19 protein-coding genes and 1 tRNA gene are annotated in these 21,897 nt (G+C 68.6%); 13 read left to right on the top strand and 7 right to left on the bottom strand.

Features of this window, described 5'->3' with window-relative positions:
* Positions 1-98 precede the first annotated feature (98 nt).
* Together GO999_RS23370 and GO999_RS23365 are read left to right on the top strand one after the other, a co-directional pair.
* Positions 99-183 (top strand) — tRNA-Leu (locus GO999_RS23370).
* Between the two features lie 466 nt (positions 184-649).
* Complete coding sequence (locus GO999_RS23365) at positions 650-1,870, top strand: M20/M25/M40 family metallo-hydrolase (protein ID WP_211907212.1); 1,221 nt, start codon at positions 650-652, stop codon at positions 1,868-1,870.
* A gap of 181 nt (positions 1,871-2,051) precedes the next feature.
* Here GO999_RS23365 and GO999_RS23360 read toward each other — a convergent pair whose 3' ends face one another.
* Positions 2,052-2,600 carry a GNAT family N-acetyltransferase gene (locus GO999_RS23360; protein ID WP_211907211.1) on the bottom strand — a complete coding sequence of 183 codons (549 nt, stop codon included), beginning with the start codon at positions 2,598-2,600 and terminating at the stop codon, positions 2,052-2,054.
* A gap of 170 nt (positions 2,601-2,770) precedes the next feature.
* A complete protein-coding gene (locus GO999_RS24900) occupies positions 2,771-3,265 on the bottom strand; it encodes a serine hydrolase (protein ID WP_249215095.1) in 495 nt (164 codons plus the stop codon).
* A gap of 372 nt (positions 3,266-3,637) precedes the next feature.
* On the opposite strand from GO999_RS24900, the gene GO999_RS23350 reads away from it, so the two are divergent.
* Positions 3,638-5,251 (top strand): OpgD/OpgG family glucan biosynthesis protein, encoded by a 1,614-nt coding sequence (locus GO999_RS23350; RefSeq protein ID WP_211906948.1) that lies wholly within the window; start codon positions 3,638-3,640, stop codon positions 5,249-5,251.
* A gap of 180 nt (positions 5,252-5,431) precedes the next feature.
* Here the strand turns inward: GO999_RS23350 and GO999_RS23345 are convergent, their stop codons facing one another.
* Positions 5,432-5,812 (bottom strand): DUF3757 domain-containing protein, encoded by a 381-nt coding sequence (locus GO999_RS23345; RefSeq protein WP_043898003.1) that lies wholly within the window; start codon positions 5,810-5,812, stop codon positions 5,432-5,434.
* A 456-nt stretch (positions 5,813-6,268) separates the two neighbouring features.
* Between GO999_RS23345 and GO999_RS23340 the strand changes: the two genes are divergently transcribed.
* From GO999_RS23340 to GO999_RS23325, 4 genes are all read left to right on the top strand, one after another.
* Entirely contained in the window at positions 6,269-6,688 is a 420-nt protein-coding gene (locus GO999_RS23340; protein ID WP_019719217.1) for a MarR family winged helix-turn-helix transcriptional regulator, read from the top strand.
* Between the two features lie 77 nt (positions 6,689-6,765).
* Positions 6,766-7,413 carry a pyroglutamyl-peptidase I gene (gene pcp, locus GO999_RS23335; RefSeq protein ID WP_165592127.1) on the top strand — a complete coding sequence of 216 codons (648 nt, stop codon included), beginning with the start codon at positions 6,766-6,768 and terminating at the stop codon, positions 7,411-7,413.
* A gap of 108 nt (positions 7,414-7,521) precedes the next feature.
* The gene (locus GO999_RS23330) at positions 7,522-8,178 is read left to right on the top strand and encodes a PadR family transcriptional regulator (RefSeq protein WP_011003572.1); all 657 of its coding nucleotides are present in this window, start codon (positions 7,522-7,524) and stop codon (positions 8,176-8,178) included.
* A 119-nt stretch (positions 8,179-8,297) separates the two neighbouring features.
* A complete protein-coding gene (locus GO999_RS23325; RefSeq protein WP_011003571.1) occupies positions 8,298-9,131 on the top strand; it encodes a siderophore-interacting protein in 834 nt (277 codons plus the stop codon).
* Positions 9,132-9,145: 14 nt separating this feature from the next.
* On the opposite strand, the gene GO999_RS23320 is transcribed toward GO999_RS23325, so the two are convergent.
* On the bottom strand, positions 9,146-9,400 hold the full coding sequence (locus GO999_RS23320; protein ID WP_011003570.1) for a hypothetical protein: 255 nt from the start codon (positions 9,398-9,400) through the stop codon (positions 9,146-9,148).
* Between the two features lie 193 nt (positions 9,401-9,593).
* Here GO999_RS23320 and GO999_RS23315 point away from each other — a divergent pair, with 193 nt between their 5' ends.
* A complete protein-coding gene (locus GO999_RS23315; protein WP_211906947.1) occupies positions 9,594-11,183 on the top strand; it encodes a methyl-accepting chemotaxis protein in 1,590 nt (529 codons plus the stop codon).
* Between the two features lie 18 nt (positions 11,184-11,201).
* On the opposite strand, the gene GO999_RS23310 is transcribed toward GO999_RS23315, so the two are convergent.
* The gene (locus GO999_RS23310; RefSeq protein WP_197361769.1) at positions 11,202-14,738 is read right to left on the bottom strand and encodes an EAL domain-containing protein; all 3,537 of its coding nucleotides are present in this window, start codon (positions 14,736-14,738) and stop codon (positions 11,202-11,204) included.
* Between the two features lie 277 nt (positions 14,739-15,015).
* Here GO999_RS23310 and GO999_RS23305 point away from each other — a divergent pair, with 277 nt between their 5' ends.
* The 5 genes from GO999_RS23305 to GO999_RS23285 all read left to right on the top strand — a co-directional run bounded on the left by GO999_RS23305 (position 15,016) and on the right by GO999_RS23285 (position 20,747).
* Positions 15,016-17,466 (top strand): sensor domain-containing diguanylate cyclase, encoded by a 2,451-nt coding sequence (locus tag GO999_RS23305; protein ID WP_028854022.1) that lies wholly within the window; start codon positions 15,016-15,018, stop codon positions 17,464-17,466.
* Positions 17,467-17,820: 354 nt separating this feature from the next.
* Positions 17,821-18,132, top strand: a complete 312-nt coding sequence (locus GO999_RS23300) for a FeoA family protein (RefSeq protein WP_011003566.1) — start codon at positions 17,821-17,823, stop codon at positions 18,130-18,132.
* 45 nt (positions 18,133-18,177) lie between these two features.
* Positions 18,178-20,037: a ferrous iron transport protein B gene (gene feoB / locus GO999_RS23295; protein WP_019719222.1), complete on the top strand. Its 1,860-nt coding sequence runs from the start codon at positions 18,178-18,180 to the stop codon at positions 20,035-20,037.
* Positions 20,034-20,351: a DUF6587 family protein gene (locus GO999_RS23290; RefSeq protein ID WP_011003564.1), complete on the top strand. Its 318-nt coding sequence runs from the start codon at positions 20,034-20,036 to the stop codon at positions 20,349-20,351. Before feoB ends, GO999_RS23290 begins: the two co-directional genes overlap by 4 nt.
* 90 nt (positions 20,352-20,441) lie before the next feature.
* Positions 20,442-20,747, top strand: a complete 306-nt coding sequence (locus GO999_RS23285) for a hypothetical protein (protein ID WP_011003563.1) — start codon at positions 20,442-20,444, stop codon at positions 20,745-20,747.
* Positions 20,748-20,786: 39 nt separating this feature from the next.
* On the opposite strand, the gene GO999_RS23280 is transcribed toward GO999_RS23285, so the two are convergent.
* Both GO999_RS23280 and fur read right to left on the bottom strand, forming a co-directional pair.
* Positions 20,787-21,032, bottom strand: a complete 246-nt coding sequence (locus GO999_RS23280; protein WP_016724923.1) for a hypothetical protein — start codon at positions 21,030-21,032, stop codon at positions 20,787-20,789.
* Positions 21,033-21,154: 122 nt separating this feature from the next.
* Complete coding sequence (fur, locus tag GO999_RS23275; protein ID WP_011003561.1) at positions 21,155-21,610, bottom strand: ferric iron uptake transcriptional regulator; 456 nt, start codon at positions 21,608-21,610, stop codon at positions 21,155-21,157.
* Between the last annotated feature and the right edge of the window lie 287 nt (positions 21,611-21,897).

Raw genomic sequence — 21,897 nt, 5'->3', positions numbered from 1 at the left:
TCCCGGCATGGAACCGGTGCACGGAGGGAGCGAATCCACTTTTTTCATCCGGACGCTTGCAAATTCCAAAAAGTTGCGTAAAATGCGCCGCTCATCTAGCCCAGGTGGCGGAATTGGTAGACGCACTAGTTTCAGGTACTAGCGGGTAACTCCGTGGAGGTTCGAGTCCTCTCCTGGGCACCAGATTACCGTCCGAAGCAGTTCAAGGACGTACAGAAACCCGCGTGGCGTAAAGCCTCGCGGGTTTTTTGTTGCCCAGGGAGATGCGATGCAGCCCCCAGCCTGATGTGAACGGCCGGCGACCGGCGGGAAGCGTTGCCACATCTCGCTTGGCGACGTCCGCGCTGGGCCGCAGATTCAACCGGTGGATGCAACAGGTTGATGGAATCGTTCTACCGGCGTTTCGTCGTTCAGGGCTTTCCGCGAGGGCTCGTTTAAGCGGCTTGCCACAGCGTTGACATCCGGCGCTCGGAAACACCACGCAATCGTCGCAAGCCAAGATCGCCCCTCAAAAATGCCGACCGAAGCACGAGTCGGTACAGAGGGCAAGCTGCGGCAGACACCGATGCGACCGAAGCAACGCGACCGCCCCGGATGTGCGGATCTTGTGTGTAATGGCTGTTTTGCCACTCCGACCCCAAGGTCTCGCATGAAGCCATCCCGCCTCGCCCTCGCGGCGCTCCTGTTGTGCGCCGCGCCGCTGTCCCATGCCGACGCCAACCCCAAGGTATTGGCCGCCGCGGAGCGCTATCGCGGCGATGCGCTGCAACTGCTCGAGCGTCTCGTGAACATCGACTCGGGCACCGGCAACGAGGCGGGGCTCAGCCAGGTCAGTGCGATCGTCGTCGACGAACTGCGCAAGACCGGGGCACAGGTGGAAACGGCCTCCGCGGCGCCAGCCGCGGGCAACAATATCCTCGCCACCTGGAAAGGCACCGGCAAAGCGCGCATCCTGCTGATGGCGCACATGGACACCGTGTTCAAGGACGGCACCGCCCGCGCCAAACCCTTCTACATCGAGGACAAGCGCGCCTACGGCCCCGGCGTGATGGACGACAAGGGCGGCATCGTCGCGGGACTGTACGCCATGAAGATCCTGCAGCAGCTCGATTTCAGGCAATACGGTCAGGTCACGCTGCTGCTCAACACCAATGAGGAAACCGGCTCCAAGGGCACGCGCGCACTGATCGAGCGCGAAGCCAAACAGCATGACGTCACCCTCAACCTGGAGCCTGGGCGGCCGGCCGACGGGCTCGTTGTGCAGCGCAAAGGCAGCGGCACGGCGCAGGTCGATGTCAAGGGTAAGGCGGCCCATGCGGGCATTGCGCCCGAGTCAGGCCGCAACGCGGCCACCGAGTTGGCGCACCAGACCCTTCAGCTCGGCAAGCTTGGCGACAGTGCAAAGCAGACGACCGTCAATTTCACCGTGCTGAAAGCCGGCGATGCCACCAATGTCATCCCCGACCATGCGACCGCCTACGCAGACGTGCGCGTCGCCGTGCCGGAGGAATTCGACCGCGTCGAGCGGGACCTGGCGCGCGTGTCGGCCGACAAGCTGATCCCGGATACCGAGGTCAAGACCTTGCTGGTCCGCGGCTTCCCGCCGATGCCGCGCAACGCCGCGTCGGACCAGCTCGCGTCCAGGGCGCAAGCCATCTATGGCGAAATCGGGCGCAAGCTCACCCTCGAGGGCAGTGGAGGCGCCGCCGATGCCAGCCTGTCCGCCGGCGCCGGCACGCCCACGCTCGATGGTTTCGGCATCGTCGGCGGCGGCATTCACACGCCGGAGGAATACGCCGAGGTCGAGAGCGTGGTGCCCCGGCTCTATCTGCTGTCGCGGATGATCATGGAGCTTGCAGGCGCCAAGTGAGCGCACCACGGAGTGCGCCGCACGTGAAAGCGGGTGACAGAAATGACTGCGGTCACCCGTTTGTGCCGACGCCTGCCGCGGCATCGCAATCGGGTGGCTTCAGAATGGATGCGGGATAGCCGGCCAGGATGCGCCCGCATCCCGTGCCGGCGACATCATCTCGACCACACTTCGCCGATGCTCAGCACGCAGACACGGCCGCGCCGTCTCCCGCATCCAGCCGCAGCACCATGTGCGCCTCGTCGTAGAACCGGCCGCCCACGCACAGCGAGCGCGGCTCCACACCGAATACCTCGAAGCCGACACTGCGGTACAGCGCCTGGGCACGCGGGTTCTCCGTATTCACGCACAGCTGGATCTGCAGCACCCGCGCTGAACGGGCATGCCCGATGGCCGCGTCCAGCAGCCGGCGCGCCACACCGCCGCGCCGGTGAGCGGGATCGACGAACACACCCCACAGCACCGCCTTGTGCGCGGCCTGCACCGGCACGAAACGCCGCAGCCCCGTCACGCCGACCAGGGCATCGCCAAGGAACGCGCCGAAGACGACCTCGTGCCCGGTCGCGCGGATGCAGCGGCGCATGTCTTCCAGCGTGTGCGCGGCCTCTTCCTCGTGGGTCGGCTGCACGGCCGAAGGCGCGTCCTGGATGGCTTGCAGGCGCAGCGCCTTGAACGCCGCGGCATCGCCCTCGGCGAGCGGGCGGATCACGATGGTGTCGCGGTCGGCCATGTTCACCGGCCCTCCCCGGTCGTCGCGAGGCCGTCGCGGCATGCGTGGCTGCGCGTGGCGCAGGCAGGATCGAGGGCAGGCTCGCCGGGGGCGCACGGGATGCAATCGGACATGGCGGTCAACATGAGGGTCGGTCGGATCGATGAGCCGCCATCATAGGACAGCGCACCTCAGTCCTCCGGCCGCACCGTCGCCGTCACCTGCCTGAACAGCGCCTCGGCCTGCTGCCAGATGGCGCGCTGGTTGTAGTCCCCGGCGGTCGCGACCACCACCATGTCGAGCCCCGGCACGATCCACAGGCGCTGCCCGCCGTTGCCGATGCCGCCGATCCAGGCCTGCTGTGCGCCGGCCGCCTCCACCTTGCCCAGCCACCATTGGTAGCCGTACTGCAGGCCCAGGCCGGTATCGATGCGCGGGCGGGTCGATTCCGCAATCCACTCGGCGGGCACGATCTGCCGGCCATGCCATTGCCCATGCTGCAGCACCATCTGCTCGATACGGGCGAGGTCGCGCAGGCGCAATCGCAGCCCGGCGAAGGCCAGCGGGCGACCACGGTAGTCCGCCACCCATTCCCAGTCGGTGATGCCCAGCGGCTCGAACAGCGCGTGGCGCGCGAACTCGGGCAACGGCATGCCGACCCGCTCGGCCAGAATCTGCGCCAGCACGGCGATGTTGCCGCCGCTGTAGTCGAAGCGGGTGCCGGCGGGTGCCGGCCGGCGCCGCCATCGGCCGGTCGAAGGTGTAGCGGACTTGCGAGCCGCGCCAGAACAGGCCGAACTCGTCGTTGTCGAGCAGGCTGGTGGCCCGCCATTCGTTCCACGCCAGGCCGCTGGTCATGGACAACATCTGCGACAGCGTGATCGCCTCGCGCCCGTCGCGGTCCAGCGCCGCCAGGTCGGGAAACAGCGACAGGGCCGGCGTCTCCAGCGGCGGCGGCCGGACGGCGATCACGGCGAAGCCTCCGTCTCACAGCCCGGTCGCCCACCCTTGTTACCATGTCGGATTGTTCCAAATCCGACGTTACGTCCCAGGCACCCATGGTCACGCGCCGACACCTTCTTGCCTCCGCTTCCCTCTCCGCCACGCTGGCCGCGCTCGGCATCACGCCCGAGGCGCTGGCCGCCAGCCGCGTCAAGCTCGGCAATGCCGCACCGTTCAACTTCGATGCCCTCATCGAGCGGGCCCGCGCCATGGCCGGCCAGCCCTACACGCCGCCGGCCACCGCGCCGGCCGACATCCTCGCCAAGATCGACTACGAAGCCCACGGCAAGATCAAGTTCGACACCGCCCACGCCCTGTTCGCCGACGGCCCCGGCCAGTTTCCGGTGACGTTCTTCCACCTGGGCACGTTCTTCCGCGCACCGGTGCGCATGCACGTGGTGGACAAGGGCGAAGCGCGCGAGATCGTCTACGACGAGTCGTACTTCGACATGCCCGCCGACAGCCCCGCGCGCAAGCTCCCGCGCAACAGCGGCTTCGCGGGCTTCCGCTTCCAGGAAAGCCGCCTGGGCGACCAGAAAAAGCTCGACTGGAAGAAGAACGACTGGGTCGCCTTCCTGGGTGCGTCGTACTTCCGTGCCATCGGCGAACTGTATCAATATGGCCTGTCCGCGCGCGGCATCGCACTCGACGTGGCGCAGGCCGGCCGCGCGGAAGAATTCCCCAACTTCACGCACGTGTGGTTCGACACGCCGTCCAATGAGCACGCCGATTCGGTGACGATCTACGCGCTGCTCGACGGCCCGGGCATCACCGGCGCATACCGCTTCGTCATGCACCGCAGCAAGGGCGTGGTGATGGAGATCGACACGGCCCTCTTCCTGCGCCGCGACATCGACCGCTTCGGCATCGCGCCGGCCTCGTCGATGTACTGGTTCTCCGAAACCGCCAAGGGCACCGCGACCGACTGGCGCCCCGAAGTGCACGACTCCGACGGCCTGGCGATGTGGACCGGCAGCGGCGAGCGCATCTGGCGCCCGCTGAACGATCCGCCGCGCGTCATGACCTCGGCGTTTTCCGACAACAACCCGCGCGGCTTCGGCCTGCTGCAGCGCGACCGCGATTTCAACAACTACATGGACGGCGTGCACTATGAGCGCCGTCCGAGCCTGTGGGTCGAGCCGCTGGAAGGCTGGGGCGAAGGCGCCGTGCAGCTGGTGGAGATCCCCACCGACGATGAGATCCACGACAACATCGTCGCCATGTGGGTGCCGAAGGCACCGGCGCGCGCCGGCAGCCACTACCGCCTGCGCTACCGCCTGCACTGGCTGGCCGACGAGCCGTATCCGACGCCGCTGGCGCGCTGCGTGGCCACGCGCCTGGGCAACGGCGGCCAGCCTGGCCAGCCGCGTCCGCGCGGCGTGCGCAAGTTCATGGTGGAGTTCAAGGGCGGCCCGCTCGAGAAAGTGCCCTTCGGCGTCAAGCCGGAGGCCGTGCTGACCAGCTCGCGCGGCACGTTCTCGTACGTGTTCACCGAGGCCGTGCCCAACGGCGTGCCCGGCCACTGGCGCGCGCAGTTCGACCTGACGGTCGACGACAAGGAGCCGGTGGACATGCGCCTGTTCCTGCGCCTGGACGGCAAACCGCTGTCCGAGACGTGGCTGTACCAGTACCACCCGTTCCAGTCGCCGGTGGGGCCGGTGGCGAGCTGACATCGACTCGGGGCGCGGCGTCACCTTGGCAGCGACACCGCGCCCGCGCCATGCCTGCCCGAGCGTCGGCGTGAAAACAGGCCCCGGAAACACGCTTCGCGGCTGAATCCGGGCGCAAGTCACCCATGCAATGCCAGGCCCCGGCACACCAGTCCGGGGATGGCGTCCATTGCTGTCGGCTTACTCAAATGTGCACTGCGTGGGGTTCGGCCCGACACAGTGCGGCAACACAGTGCCATCCGATTGCCGCTGCCACTTCCACGCGGCACCGGCAGGCCGGATGGGAGAGGCGGTTTTCAGCACCATTCTCATGCCCGCCGCCTTCTTGCCAACGTAATCGCAAGCCACGAAATTCTTGGCATTGACGATATAGGCCTCCTGGAATACGACCCGCCCCAGGTCCGCCTCATCCGCCATCGGGTTCTCTCCGGTCCACTGCTGCCCGTTCGGCAATTGCGCCGTATAGGCGAATCCGCCGTATTCGCCCGGCGCCTGTTTGATATCGGAGACGGATGGGCAACTGATGACCGCCGAATGCGCATGGCCCGTCAATGCGGCCATGAAGGCAAAACCAGCCAAAGATTGCTTGATTCCAATAGCCAAGATCTGACTCCTATTGAGATATTGAAATGGGCGATATTGCAATGCCAACTGGGGCCGCCCCTATCATTCAAAAGCGGCAAGACAGTTTAAATAGACCAAATCGATCCTCCGCTCCAATTAACACTTACTTACATTCACCACCAACCCAATCCCAGGATTGATTGCAATGCATTGCGCAATGGATATTATTTTCATTAATCACTGATATTCAAAATGCGAGCCGCTTTGCCAGTGCAACGCCTGTCACACGCGACTTGGCGCACAACGCGGGCACCATCGTCATCACCCGCTGTGTTTCCGGGTCAGTTGCCTGCCGCTCTAACATGCACAGTTCGCCCAGGCCGACAGCGACAGCGCTTTATCCTGCGGCGAAATTCGTTGCATCCCTAATGATCTGGCACTAGACTCTGCGCCATGTTCGATCATTGCCTCTACTTCAACACCACCGCGCTGGCGCGCGCCGTCGAGCGCGAATGGACGGCCACGTATGCGCCGTTCGGCCTCACGCCGCCACAAGGCTTCGTGCTGCGCGTCGTCCTCAAGCAGCCCGGCGTGCTCAACCGCGAGCTGGCCGACACGCTGGGCATCGCGAGACCGACCGCGACGCGCCTGGTCGATGGCCTGATCGCCAAGGGCCTGGCCGAGCGCCGCCCATCGGCGGACGACGGCCGCGAATGGAATCTGTTTCCCACCGACGCCGCTCACGCGCTGGCGGTGCCGCTGCAGACAGCCAGCGCCAGGGTGGCGCGCAAGCTGCGCGAGCACATCGGTGCGGAGGCGTTCGACGGCGCCGTCAAGGCCATCCGCGAAGTCCGCACCACGCTCAGCGATTGACCACTCCCGGACGGCAAAGCCGCCCGATGACTTGCCCAGATAGTTGCATCCCTACTGACATTGACCGTGAGACCACCATGACCACCGTCCTGATCACCGGCATCGAACCGTTCGAATCGGACCCCACCAACCCTTCGTGGGACATCGCGCGGGCGCTGGACGGCGAGCGCATCGACGGCGCGACCCTCGTCGCACGGCAGTTGCCGTGCGTGTTCGGCTGCGCCAACCGTGAGCTGGTGGCCGCCATCGAGGCGACGCAGCCGTCGCTGGTGCTGGCGCTGGGCCTGGCCAGCGGGCGCAGCGAACTCTCCGTGGAGCGCGTCGCCATCAACGTGATCGACGCGCGCATTCCGGACAACGCCGGCAACCAGCCGGTCGATGTGCCGGTCGTGGCGGACGGCCCGGCCGCGTATTTCTCCAGCCTGCCGATCAAGGCCATCGTGCATGCGCTGCGCGCGGCCGGCGTGCCGGCGGCGGTGTCGCAGAGCGCAGGCACCTACAACTGCAACCATCTGTTCTATGGACTGATGCACCACATCGCCACGCGCGCGCCACGGATGCGGGGCGGCTTCATCCATGTGCCGGCCACGCCGGAACTGGCGGCCCGGCACCCCGGCCGACCCAGCCTGCGGCTGGACGCGCAGATCGCGGGCATGCGCGTGGCGGTGCGGACCGCGCTGGCCACGCAGGGCGACCTGCGGTTGAGCGGCGGCACCTTGCACTGAACACCGGCCCGCGATTTTTTTCGCCCGCTTCCTTGACTTCCCGGGCATCGCCACTATCATTCGATGTATCTTACGATATATCGAATGACTTCCAGCAGGAGAACGACGATGCACGGATGGTTTGGACGCCACCGCAAGATGTGGATGGAAGCGCACTGGATGATGGGCCGTCACCACGGTGGCCGGCCCGGTTTCGGCCGGGGCTTCGGCGGCCCGGGCGGCTTTGGCGAAGGCGATGAGGGCGAAGGCGGCAACCCGTGGCGCGGCCGCCGGCTGAGTTCCGCCGACCTGCAACTGGTGCTGCTGGCGCTGCTCAAGGACGCCCCGCGCCACGGCTACGAGCTGATCAAGGCGGTGGAAGAGCACTCGCTCGGCTTCTACGCGCCCAGCCCCGGCATGGTGTACCCGGCGCTGTCGTACCTGGAGGACCACGGCTTCGCGTCGGTGGTCGCCGAGGGCAACAAGAAGCGCTACGCCATCACGCCCGAGGGCGCGGCGTGGCTGGCCGAACGCCAGCAGGCCGCCGATGCCATCCTCGCGCAGCTGCGCGCCATGGGCGAACGCATGCAGCGCATGAACGAGGCCATGGCCTTCGACCGCGACACCGAAGCCGCCGACTGGAGCGATGCCGGCAGCGATCCGCTGCGCACCGCGCGCTGGCGCCTGAAGTTCGCGCTGATGGAAAAGCGCTTCGCCTCCCGCGAGGAACAGCAGCGCGTGGCGGACATCCTGCTGCGCGCCCTCAAGGAAATCAACGGCCGCTGACGCATCCGGCCGGAACGATGCCGGTGACCGGCCCGTCGCGGCCGCGCCGGCGCCCCGACCGCGGCCGTCGCGCGTTGCCGGCAGCCGCGTCCTTCAAGCCACGCTTTCGCAGCCCGCCGATGTTCATCTTCAACCGCACACAAGGTCTCATGTCGCAGCTGCTCGCTCCCCTCAAACCCGCGACGCGCCGCGTGCGCGTGCGCGCCATTCACACCCTGTCGCCGCGCATGCGCCGGGTCGTCTTTGCCGGCGACACGCCGGCCGCTCGCGCCGATCTGGCCGACGCCCCGCCGGGCGCCGCGATCAAGCTGATGTTTCCGCTCGATGCCGCCTCCGGCACGCAGCGCACCATCGGGCGCGCCTATACGATCCGCCGCTACCATGCCGGGCGCGCCGAGCTTGAAGTCGACTTCGTCGTCCACGACGAGACGCCCGCCGACCAGCATGGCCCCGCCGCGCGCTGGCTCCAACGCGCCGCGCCAGGCGACACCATCGAGTTCGCCGGCCCCAAGCGCGGCTTCCAACTCGATCCGGGTACACCTTGGGTCCTGCTGATCGGCGATGAGACCGCGATGCCGGCCATCTTTGCCGTCCTGGAGACCCTGCCGGCCGATGTGCCCGCCCGTGCCTTCATCGCCATCGGCGACGCCCGCGCACGGCTGCCGCTGGAAACCGCAGCGAACGCGGTCGGCGCGCATGCGCGCAGCGGTGAGCTCCACTGGGTCGAGTCCGACGCCGCGCATGCCGGCGCGATGATGGTGGCCGCGCTGAACGCGCAAGCGCTGCCGGCCGGCGCGCCGCAGGTGTTCCTCGCCGGCGAGGCCGCCCTGCTCAAGCAGGTGCGCGCCCTGCTGGAAGGCCCCTGGGGCATTCCGCGCGACGCGATCAGCGCCAAGGGCTACTGGACCATCGGCCTGTCGCGCGAAGCGCGGCGCGCACTGGAAGGCCGATAGCCGAGGCGATCACCCTACCTCGCCGCACGGCCGTCGGCAGCCGCGGCGCCTTGCACCCACTCCCGCAGGAGCCGCTGCCCATGCAGCCGCGCGGCATCCAGCGCCTCACGCGGCGAGCCAAACGTGCAGCACGGCCGCACCGGCCGCGAGCCGGAAACCGACTGTCCCGCCGCATCCCGGAATACCACGTCGATCCACGCCTGCCAGCCGCGCGAGCCGACCGGAACCACGCGCGGCACGATCTCCAGGTCACCCTCGATCTTCCACACCCGTTTTCCTCCGCTCGCCCAATCGCGCCGGCGGCTGCCGGACGCCCTGCAAGGCAGGCAGCAAGCCGGGTGCCCGGGCCCGCCCCTGCTTGATCTCCATCAAATCCCGCCACGCACCGGCCCTTCAGCCGCCGCGCCGCGCGGTCGTTCCTCGGAGGAACACCCGCTTTGTCCGCCTCCGTGCGGCCTCACCATGCGAAACAATCTCCCGGTCACCGACGCCGAAACCACCCTCGCCCCCGCCGACTACCTGATCTCCCGCACCGACCCGGCCGGCCGCATCGTCTTCGCCAACCCGGCCTTCGTGCGCATCAGCGGCTTCACCGAAGCCGAGCTGATCGGCGCGCCGCACAACGTGGTGCGCCACCCCGACATGCCCGAGGCCGCATTCGCCGACCTGTGGGCCACCCTGCGCTCGGGGCAGCCGTGGCGCGGACTGGTCAAGAACCGGCGCAAGGACGGCGGCTTCTACTGGGTGCAAGCCAACGTGACGCCGGTGCTCCAGGACGGCGCGATCGCGGGCTACACCTCGGTGCGCTCGATGGCGACGCCGGCGCAGATCGCGCGCGCCGGGCGGGTCTATGCCGCCATCCGCGCGGGCGATGCGTCATACGCGGTGCGCTCGGAACGCATCCTGCGCACGGGCTGGCGGCGCCTGTTCAACCTGTTCCGGATCGACAGCCTGCGCTTGCGTGTGATCGGCCTGCAGAGCCTGATCGCCGTGGCCATCCTGATCGGCACGCTGTGGGCGCACCTGGCGCTGGAAGCCGCCGACCTGCGCGGCATGCCGTGGCTGGTGCTCTCGCGCGACTGGCTGTGGCTCACCGGCGTGGGCTGCGCCGGGCTGGCGACGCTGTCCGGCCTGCTGCTGGCGCGCACGCTGATCCGCCCGCTGGAGCAGGCCGCCGCGCTCGCCACCCGCCTGGCGGCCGGCGACCTCACCTCCACGCTGGAGGCCCGCGGCAACGACGAGATCGGCGACGTGGTGCGCGCCATGGGCACGATGCGCGCGAGCCTGTGGTCCATCGTGCGCGACATCCAGGACGGCGCGGCCAACGTGGCGCACAGTACCCTGCAGATCTCGGCCGGCAACCACGACCTGTCGGCGCGCACCGAGCAGCAGGCCGCCGCGCTGCAGGAGACGGCCTCCAGCATGGAGCAGCTCACGTCGATGGTGGCCCGCAATGCCGACCATGCGCGCGAAGCCAGCGTCCTGGCCGAACAGGCCTCCTCCGTCGCGACGGACGGCGGGCGGATCGTGCAGCGCGTGGTCGACACCATGGGCGCTATCCGCGGCTCCAGCCGGCACGTCACGGACATCATCGCCACCATCGAGAGCATCGCCTTCCAGACCAACATCCTCGCGCTCAACGCCGCCGTGGAGGCGGCCCGCGCGGGCGAGGAAGGGCGCGGCTTCGCGGTGGTGGCGGGCGAGGTGCGCAGCCTGGCGCAGCGCAGCGCCCAGGCTGCCGCGCAGACCAAGGCGATCATCCAGGCCTCCGACCAGTCGGTGCGCGACGGCGAAGCCCTCGTGCAGCAGGCCGGCGCGACCATGCAGCAGATCGTCGCGTCCGTGCAGACCGTGACACAGCTGATATCGGAAATCTCGGCCAGTTCGCGCGAGCAGAGCAGCGGCATCGCGCAGATCAACACCTCGGTATCGCAGCTCGATGGCGTGACGCAGCAGAACGCCACGCTGGTGGAGAAAGCGGCGGCGGCCGCGTCGGTCCTGGCCGGCCAATCGGAAGCGCTCAAGCGCGCCGTGGCGGTGTTCCGCGCCTGAGCCGCTCCCGCGCGCGGGCTACACCGTGAAGCGCGCGTCGCGCTCCAGCAGCGCCGTCACGGCTTCGGGCAGCAGCGGCTCGGAGAAGTAATAGCCCTGCAGCACATCGCACTGGTGGGAGGCGAGGAAGGCCGACTGCGCCGCGTCTTCGACGCCTTCCGCGCACACCTTCACGCCCAGGTTGTGGGCCAGCACCACCACCGTCGTGCAGATGGCCGCGTCGTTGGAGTCGCGGTCGATGTCCTTGACGAAGGCACGGTCGATCTTGATCAGGTCGATCGGCAGACGCTTGAGGTACGCCAGGCTGGAATAGCCCGTGCCGAAGTCGTCGATGGCGATGCGCACCCCCAGCTGGCGGATGGCGGTCAGGTCTTCGATGGTGCGCTCGGTGCCCTCCATCAGCATCGACTCGGTCACCTCCAGCTCGAGAAAGCCCGAGCCCAGGCCATGCTGGCGCTGCAGCCTCAGCAGCGTCGGCAGCACGGTGCCGCGCTTGAATTGCAGCGGCGATACGTTGACCGCGATGGTCAGGTCCTCGCCCAGCCCGCGCGCATGCCATGCGGCACGCTGCTGCGCGGCTTCGGCCAGCACCCAGTTGCCGATCTCGACCACCAGCCCGCTCTCTTCGGCCACCGGGATGAACGCCGCCGGCGGCAGCAGCCCGCGCGTCGGGTGGATCCAGCGGATCAGCGCCTCCAGACCGCAGATGCGGCCGGTCTTGGTGTCGATCTGCGGCTGGTACAGCAGGCGGAACTGGCCCTGCTCCAGCGCGGCGCGAATCTGGTGCTCCAGGTTCAGCCGGTACGACACGCCGATATCCATCTCGGGCGCGAAGAACTCCAGCCGGTTGCGGCCGTTCTGCTTGGCGAAATACATCGCCATCTCGGCGTGGCGCACCAGGGTCTCGCTGTCCGAGCCGTGCGCCGGATACTCCGCCACACCGATGCTGGCGGTCACGAACACCTCGTGCCCCTCCACCCGGATCGGCTCGGCGAACAGGTCGAAACCGAGATCGGTGCCGTGCGAGCCCGCGTGCGAGATCACCAGCGCGAAGACGTCGCCGCCGAAGCGCGCCACCGTATCGACGGTGTCGGCCGCATCGCGCAGGCGCTCGGCGATGCGGCGCAGCACCTCGTCGCCCAGCAGGTGCCCCAGGCTGTCGTTGACGACCTTGAAGCGGTCGATGTTGATCAGCGCGACGTAGAAGCGGCTGCGCTGGCGCGCGGCCATCTCCACCCCCTGCTGCACGCGGTCGGCCAGCAACGTGCGGTTGGGCAGGCCGGTCAGCGGATCGACGGTGGCGTGCTGGGCCAGGCGCGCGCGTGTCATCTCCTGCTCGGTCACGTCGTCCTGGATGCCGACGTAGTGCGTGACCACGCCCTGGCTGTCGCGCACCGGCGAGAGCAGAAAGTTGTTGAGGAACGCATGGCCGTCCTTGCGGAAATTGCGCAGCAGCACGCGGATCTCGCTGGCATCGCGCAGCGCGGCGCGCACCTCGTTCAGCGCGGGCTGCCCCGGCTCGGACGAATGCAGGAAGCGGCAGTTGCGGCCCAGCACCTCCTCCGCGCGGTAGCCGGTCATGCGCTCGAAGCCGGGGTTGACGTAGACCAGCGGCAGGTCCGGCTGCTGCGCATCGGCCACGGTGATGCCCGACGGCACCGACTCGACCACGCGCCGCAGCAGGCGCAACTGCTCATCGGACTCGCGCCGCTCGGTGATGTCCTGCATGGTGCCGAACAGCGCCACCACCTCTTCGCGCTCGTTGCGCTCGATGTTGCCGCGCGAGAGCACCCAGCGGTGCTCGCCGTCGCGGCGGATCATCTCCAGCTCCAGCGAGTACGGCACGCCCTCGGTGACGGCGCGGCTGGCCGCCTCGCGCAGGCGGTTGTAGCTGTCGCCGGTGAAGAACTGCGCCTGCTGCGCGAACGACGGCGGCGGCCCCGGCGACACGCCGGTCAGCAGGTACATGCCCGACGACCAGGTGGCGGTGTCGCGCAGCACGTCCCAGCGCCAGCTGCCGAGCAGGGCGATCTGCTCGGCCACGCGCAGGTTGGCCTCGCTGGCGCGCAGATCCGCCTCCATGGCCGAGCGCTGCGAGATGTCGGTGACCCCGCCGACCATGCGCACGGCGCGCCCGTCCTTGCCGCGATAGATGCTGGCGCGGATCTCCACCGTGCGCACCGCGCGGCTGGCGTCGATCACGCGGCAGACGTGGTGCCAGGCATCGCGATCCGAATGCAGCGCGGCCCGCAGGCCCCGGCCGAATGCCGCCATGTCTTCGGGATGCACGAACTGCTGGAAGGTCAGCGTGCGCGACACGCCGTCCTCGTCGCCCTGCGCCAGCAGCGCGTCGCTGCCGAGCAGGCGGTGCAGGCTGGCGTTGGCCCAGGACTCGCCCGTGGCGATGTCCCAGTCGAAGATCCAGTCGTTGGTGGCGCGCGCCACGCGCTGGAAGCGCTCGGTCAGGTGGTGGACGGTCTCGTCGTGGCGCAGGATGGCCGTGCGCATCTCGTTGAAGGTGCGCTCGAGCAGCGACAGCTCGTCGCGGGCGCCGCCCTGCTCGGCCACGCGCGCGGAGAAGTCACCCGCGGCATAGTGCCGGGCGGCATCGACCAGCGCATCGACGCGCGGCAGCACCAGGCGCCGCATCGCCATCTGGATCAGCGCCAGCAGCAACACCAGCATCAGCACGATGGCGCCGCCACCGGCCAGCGTCACGTCGCGCTGCTGGCGCGCCATGTCGGTCGCATCGATGCCGCGCACGAGGCGCAGCCGCCCGCTGGTCGCATGGGGCACGGCCATCGCGGCATAGGCGCGCAGCGTGCCGTCGGCGTCGGTCTCGAAGACCGTGGCGCCGGGCTCGGGGCCGGCCGCGCTCACCAGGTCGCCCCGAGTCACGCCGGGCCCCTCGCCGGACAGGGCGGCATGCGTGCCGGACAGCACCGTGCCCGCGCCGTCCACCAGGTAGACCGGCCCCGACGCCGCGCTGCCGGCCGCCACCATCAGCGCGCTCTGCCGGATCGCCGCGTAGGCCACGCCCCGGATGCCGCCGTCGGGGCCGACCACGGCGCGCGTCGCAACGATGACGGGCTGGTGCGAAGTCCGGCCGGTCAGGAAATTCGACAGTGACGGACGCCCTGTCGCAATCAGCTCGCGAAAAAACTCGCGGTCGGCAACATCGAGCCCGATGGCCCCCGGCACCGGCGTGCACACCAGCTTGCCGTGCGCATCGGCAACGCCCAGCGTGGCGAAGTCGCTCTGGTTGTGGATGACGCGGCTGACGAAGCGGGTGCATTCGTCGCGGTCCAGGCGCAAGACGGATTCGTCCGCCACCACGACCGACAGCAGTTGGTCCGCGTTGGACAGCACCATGCCCACGCGCGCCGCGGCGCTCTGGGTTTCGTACGAGAGACGTTGTTCGAGGTGATCGGTCAGCCGGTCCCGATAGAGCGCCACGCCGGCGATCGCCACGACGACGGCCGGCAACGCGGCCACAGCGGCCAAGGCGAGCAAGCGACCGCGCAGCGTGGTGGGAAAGAAAGCATGCTTCGGCACTTGGATGACCGGTAGAGCCTGGGGATTGGGAAGCGCATCAGGATCCAGCGTAGCGGTTCCCGCATGGGAACGACACCTTCTGCCCTTGATTGCGCATCTCGGATGCGAGCGCGGCTCAACAGCCGCGAAATCCACGGCTGACGCAGTGCGCAAGCATTTTGCTTGCAATTCCTATCGCACGCAACTTGTGAACCGTAGGCGCACGGCGCCGCGACAGCAAGCGAATCGTGCCCTTTCCACGCCGTGGCGCGGCCATCTGGCTCTACAATGCCGCGACATGTCAACCGCCCAACCGCCCTCCGCCCCGCGCCGCCTGCTGTTCCGCCTGTTGCCCGGCGTGGTCCTTGCCGCCCTGCTACCGTTCGTGGGGCTGATCGCGGTGGCGATCTCGACGGTCTACGACGATACGCGCAGGGAGATCGACAGCCGCCTCGAACAGGCCATCACGCAGGCGGCCCGCCCGCTGGAAGCGCACCTGACCGATGCCATCGACCGCCTGTCCACCGCCACCGAGGCCGACACCGCCCCGACCAGCACCGCGGAAGGCCAGGCCTGGCTCGATGCCCACCCCGACCTGCGCGGCGTCTTCGACAACCTGGTCGTCGTCAGCGCCAGCGGCATCGTGCTGGCCGACGCCCCCGCCCTGCCGCAACAGCGCGGCACCGACATGGCGTGGCATCCCATCTTCAAGGCGGTGCGCGAGTCGCGGCGCCTCCAGATCCCCGAACCCTTCCTGTCGTCGGCGGGACAGCGGCCGGTAGCCTCGTTCGCCGCGCCGCTGCATGGACCGGATGGCGGCTTCTCCGGACTGGTGATCGGTTCGATCGAACTGGCGCGCAATCCCATCCTGGCGGACGTGGAAAACACGCGCATCGGCCGCACCGGGCATCTGCTGGTGGTCTCGGAGCGGGGCCGCTATATCGTCGGGCCAGACCACGCGCGCCTGCTGCAGCAGGCCCCGGACCTGGCCGACGGACAGCCGGCAGCGCGCGCGCGGGCGCAAGGCTGGAACGACAGCACGGAAATCCACCGGCCCGGGCAGTCGCCGGTCATCGTCAGCTATCGCGCGCTGAACGCCGTGCCGTGGAGCATCGGCGCCTGGTGGCCCGCGCAGGAAGCCTATGCCGGCGCCGCGCGCACCACGCGCACGCTGGTGGCCGCCGGGCTGGCCTTCGGCGCGGCCTGCCTGCTGTTCGCCTGGTTCTGGCTCGAACGCGCAACCAGCCCGCTCGAACGGCTGCGCCACGAGGTGGATGCCGGCATGCCGATCCACACGCCGCCGGCCCCCATCGGCCGGCCAATCCTGAGCGAGTCCCCTGCGCCCGGACCGCTCGCGCGGCTGGCCGATCTTGCCCAGCCGGACACCCGGACGTTCGACCCCGCCACCGAGGTCGGCGCCCTGGCCGGCAGCGTGGGCCGGCTGGTGCAGTACTGGGAACGGGCGCTGGGCGCCGCCGAGCAGGAAGCCGCGTTCTTCCGCGCGATCGCCGAGCAGGCGCCGGTGGGGCTGGCCTTCCTGGACCGATCGCTGGCGGTCCCGTTTGCCAATGTCCGTTTCGAACGGCTGGTGGGCGCCAGCAGTGCCACCATCGTGCGCGCCCTGCACGACGGTGACAGCACGACAACCTCCCCTGCGGCGCAAGCCGTGGCGGCCGTGCTGCGGCAACTGCCCCGCGTGCCGCTGGCGCTGGCGGACCGCCCCGTGGTGATCGCAACTGGGGAAGGCGCCGGCAGCGGTGCCGTCCTGCTGACGGCCCGGCCCGCGGGCGGCGCGGGCGCACCGCCGGTCGGCTGGATCATCGCCGTGGTCGATGCCACGGCCGAGCAGCGCGCCAAGGAAGCGCTGGAGCAGGAGGTGCGTGCCGCCCTGCTCGTGCTCGACGCCATCCAGGAACCCCTGTTGACCATCGACGGCGACGGCATCGTCACGCATGCCAGCCGCGCCATCGAGACACTGACCGGCACGCACCCCGCCAGCGCGATCGGCCAGTCGATCAACCGGCTGCTGCACCTGATCGAGCACGAGACCAACCGGCGCGTCATCCCCACGCAGTTGCTGCGCGCGGGCGGCACGCTGCCGGGCGGACTGCGCATGGAGGCCGCCGACAGCCGGCGGCACGATGTGGAATTGTCCTGGGGGCCGCTGCCCGGCACGTCGGGCGCCGGCGTGCTGGTGCTGCGGGATGTCTCCGCCACACGCGAGACCGTGCAGCGCATCGCCTGGGACGCCACCCACGACGTGCTGACCGGCCTGCTCAACCGCCGCGGCTTCGACGCCATCCTGCATGCGCAGGTGGAGGCCCATCGCGGAGCCCGCGGCGCGCCACGCGCACCGCTGGCGCTGCTCATGATCGACCTCGACGGCTTCAAGGCGATCAACGATTGCTACGGCCATGCCGCCGGCGACGACGTCCTGCGCGGCATCGCCGAGCGGGTGGTGCAGAACACGCGCACGCAGGATCACGTCGCCCGGCTGGGCGGCGACGAGTTCGCCGTGATCCTGCCCAATTGCGACCTGCAGACCGCCGTGACCTTCGCCGACCGCATCCGCGCGGCGCTTGCCCGCCAGCCGGTGCTGGCCGCCGGAGCACGCGCCCAGGTCGCGCTGTCGCAGGGGGTGGTGGAATTGCTGGCCGGCGATGCCGATGCCGCGGCCTTCCTGGCACGCGCGGATACCGCCTGCTACCGCGCGAAGAGCGAAGGCCGCAACACCATCGCCACGGGCTGAGAGGAACGGGTACAGGCGTGCGCCCATGAAAAAAGCCACCGGATAGTAGTACCCGGTGGCTCGAAGAATACGCTTTGAACGGGGAAGTTCAGCGCACTTGAAGCATAGGCAATGGTCGCCAACCCCGCCAATACCCAGGATAAGGTAATTTGGCAAAAACCCTGCGCCACTGCAGGTTTTGCGGGCAACGGAGACCGTCCGATGTGGAGACTGTACAACGCCCCCGGTTTGCAGAAAATACCCTCTGCCAAAGCAGGTGCCACGCGGAATCGCGCAATGTTGCGATATAATGAAAACGATTCGCATTTACGCCCTAGGCAATTACGTACGCTATTGAGTCACGGACCACGCACGATGCGGCTTTCCGAGCTTTCCCGCCGGGCCACGGCGGTGGTGGACCACGTTGAAGACCGTGAGCCCGCCGATCCCATCAGCCAGCGCCTGCGCGAACTCGGTTTCGTGATGGGCGAACAGGTGTGCGTGGTGGCGGTCGGCCCGTTCGGCGGCGATCCGCTCGTCGTTCAGGTGGGTTTTACCCGTTTTGCGCTGCGCAAACAGGAGGCCGCCCGCGTGCGCGTGCGCGCCGAGGCCGCGACCCAGCAGGCCCAGCCCGTCGTGATGGCGTCCGAGACCGCACCGCCCGCGCAGGTGCGCAAGGCGGCATGACGTCCGCCGGGTAATTGTCGGCCCTTCGCTTTCAGGCCTTTGCAGATGCACGCTTCTTCCTCTCCGCCCTCCGCACCCGCACTGCGCGTTGCGCTGGTCGGCAATCCGAACTGCGGCAAGACCGCGCTGTTCAACCTGCTGACGGGTAGCCGGCAGAAGGTGGCCAACTACGCCGGCGTGACGGTCGAGCGCAAGGAAGGCCGCTTCGTCTCGCCCTCCGGACAGCATGTGCAGATTCTCGACCTGCCGGGCGCCTACAGTCTGGTGGCGACCAGCCCCGACGAAGCCATCACGCGCGACATCTGCCTGGGGACGTTCCACGGCGAGCCGCGCCCCGACCTGATTGTCTGCGTGGTGGACGCCACCAACCTGCGGCTGCACCTGCGCTTCGTGCTGGAGCTGCAGCGCCTGGGCCTGCCGATGGTGCTGGCGCTGAACATGGTCGACGCGGCGGCACGGCGCGGCATCCGCATCGACCGCGCGAAACTGGAGCAAGCGCTGGGCATGCCCGTGGTGGAGACCGTCGCAATCAAGCGCAACGGTGCCGCCGACCTGGTCGCGCACATCGACCGCGAGCGCCTGCCCGCCGTCCCGACCGCCCTGCCGGCGGATGCCGATCCGCACCGCGAAGTGAAGCGCCTGCTGGATGCCGCCGTCACCATGCCGCGCAGCACGGCGGAACTGGACGACCGGCTCGACCGCATCGTGCTGCATCCGGTGCTGGGCCTCGTGCTGCTGGCGGTGCTGATGTTCTTCATGTTCCAGGCGGTGTTCTCCTGGGCCAAGCCGCTGATGGACGGCATCCAGGCCGCCGTGGAAAGCGCGGGCATCTGGATCGGTGCCCTGCTGCCGGACGGCATGCTCAAGAGCCTGCTGGTGGACGGCATCATTGCGGGTGCGGGCAGCGTGCTGGTGTTCCTGCCGCAGATCCTGATTCTGTTCCTCTTCATCCTGGCGCTGGAAGAGTCCGGCTACCTGCCGCGCGCGGCGTTCCTGCTGGATCGCCTGATGGCCGGCGCGGGCCTGTCGGGCCGCTCGTTCATCCCGCTGCTGTCGAGCTTTGCCTGCGCCATCCCGGGCGTGATGGCCACGCGCACGATCCAGGACCCGCGCGACCGGCTGGTCACCATTCTGGTCGCGCCGCTGATGACGTGCTCGGCGCGGCTGCCGGTGTACGCGCTGCTGATCGGCGCCTTCATTCCGGCCCGCCAGGTGTGGGGCGCCTTCAACCTGCAAGGGCTGGTGCTGTTCGGGCTGTACATGGCGGGCATCGTCTCCGCGCTGGTGGTGGCGTACGTGCTCAAGTACGTCAAGCGCGATCGCGCCGAGCATCCGCTGATCCTCGAGCTGCCGTCGTACCGCCTGCCCAGCCCGCGCAACCTGGCCATCGGCCTGATCGAGCGCGCACGCATCTTCCTGCGCCGCATCGGTACCGTGATCCTGAAGATGATGGTGGTGCTGTGGTTCCTGTCGACCTTTCCGTCGCCGCCCGCCGGCGCGACCGGACCGGCCATCGACTACAGCTTCGCCGGCTACATCGGCCACGCCTTGGAAGTCGTATTCGCGCCGATCGGCTTCAACTGGCAGATGTGCATCGCGCTGATTCCCGGCATGGCCGCGCGCGAGGTGGCCGTCGGGGCGCTGGCGACGGTGTATTCGCTGTCCGCCACGCATGAAGACGCCGCCGCGCAGCTCGCACCGGTCATCGCCGCGCAGTGGCCGCTGGCGACGGCGCTGGCCTTCCTGGCCTGGTACATCTATGCACCCCAGTGCATCTCGACGTTGGCCGCCATCCGTCGCGAGACCAACTCGTGGAAGGTGATGGCCGCCACCGCCGGCTACCTCTTCGTGCTGGCCTACCTGGCCGCCTTCGCCACCTACCAGATCGCACGGGTGCTGACATGAGCGTGTATCACGTGGTCGAAACCGGCGTCGTCGCAACGCTCGTGGCGCTGAGCGCCCTGTCGATCACCGGCCGCTACGCGCCGGCCATGCGCGCCCGCACGGTGGCGCGCATGGCGCTCTGGTGCGATCGTCCGTCGCGGCCGGGCTGGGTGCGTGCCTTCGGCCGGCGGCTGCTGGTGCCGGGCGCGGCACCGTCGTGCCACTCCGATCCGCTGTCGGGCAGCGCCTGCGGCAGCGGCTGCAGCGGCTGTGCGTCGGGTGAAGCGCCCGCGCAGATGGCCGAGCAGCCGATCCGCATCGTGCGCCACCGGTAACGGACACGGCGCCGCCGCACCCAGCGGGCCCGTTGTGCTTGCGCAAACGACAGGCGTAGACTGACCCTAACCTTCACGGGGGAACGCGCCATGACCGAAGACCTGCTGGTCCAGCTGATCGCGGAAATCGAGAAGGAAGACCCGGTGGATTTCGCCAACCTGCCGTTCGACGAGCAGATGTTGCGCAACCTGGTCTGCAAGCTGGTGGCGCATCAGCTGTCGCAGATGGAAGCGGCGCACTTCAGCCAGGACGATGTGATCGCCTCGCTGTCTGCGAGCATCGCCAAGCTGGTGCTGGAAAATCTCGTGCTGAATGCGCGCCTGCTGACACTGCAGGGGCACGGCGAAAGCGCACGCGAACTGCTGGAGCGCATCGCCCGCCAGGCGCGGGGCTGAGCCCGCGGCCGGCATCGCGCCGGCATGCGGCCCGGGGAGTTAGCGGGCCACGTTGTACTGCGTACGCGCCCGCGTCAGCAAGCGCTTGGCGACCGACAGGCCGCGGATGGCCGCGTCGTCGTCGTCGCTCAGGAAATCGAATTCGGCACTCCAGTTGCAGCCGGTGTGATCCGGCCGGTGGATGCACATCGCGCGCAGTTCGCAGTGCTCGCATTCGGGATGTTGCTGGACACAGCGGGCCAGCAGGGTCTTGAGTTCATCTTCGGACTTCAGACGGCGTCGCATCGGTATCTCCTGGCTAACATGCAGGGTTGGAACCGCCTGACACAGGGTGAGTTTCCGCATGATCCCGACGATGATGTTTCAGGACGTTACCGCGTCACACCAGTGTGAAGCGCGTGCAACGCCTATGCATTCAGGCCGACAGCACTGCCCGCCCCCGCACGGGCCTGGCATGCCGGGCACACCCCATACAGCGCCAGCGCGTGCTCGCGCAGCACAAAGCCGCGCTCGGCCGCCACGCTCTCTTGCCGCGACTCGATGGCGTCGTCGTGGAATTCCTCCACGCGGCCGCAGCTCAGGCAGATCAGGTGATCGTGGTGCGCGCCTTCGTTGATCTCGTACACCGCATGGCCGGCCTCGAAGGTATGACGCAGCAGCACGCTGGCATCCACCAGTTGGTTGAGCACGCGGTAGACCGTCGAGATGCCGATGTCGATGTCCGTCGACAGCAGTTGCCGGTACACGTCTTCCGCGCTCAGGTGGCGGCCGTGGTCCGTGCCGGCGGCAAGGATTTCCAGGATCTTGACGCGCGGCGACGTGGCTTTGAGCCCGGCCCGGCGCAGGTCGGTCGAATTAGGCATGGTGTTGGGGCGAGAAGTGCGAGATACGGCCCTGGGGCGCGGAAACGGGGATCCGGCGGATCGGGTTTCCGAAAAAAAGCGGCATGGCTGGCAGCCCGGGAAAGTCGCAGTCGGGAAAGCGGGGTCTGAGTGCTTTCCCGACTGTCGGGCGGCTTGCTACGGCCAAACGCTCTGTGTATCAGAGCGGTCCCCACAAAAGACCGGTTGTCTTGGCGCCATGAGCGGCGCGGCACGACGGAATTCGGTTCGATGCGCCGGTGCTGCGGTATTTGCCGATGCAGCAGCGG

Origin of the sequence: Ralstonia nicotianae (assembly GCF_018243235.1) — a bacterium.
GTDB lineage: Bacteria > Pseudomonadota > Gammaproteobacteria > Burkholderiales > Burkholderiaceae > Ralstonia > Ralstonia nicotianae.
Note: the sequence above shows the minus strand (reverse complement) of the source record. Positions and strands in the feature narration are given on the sequence as shown.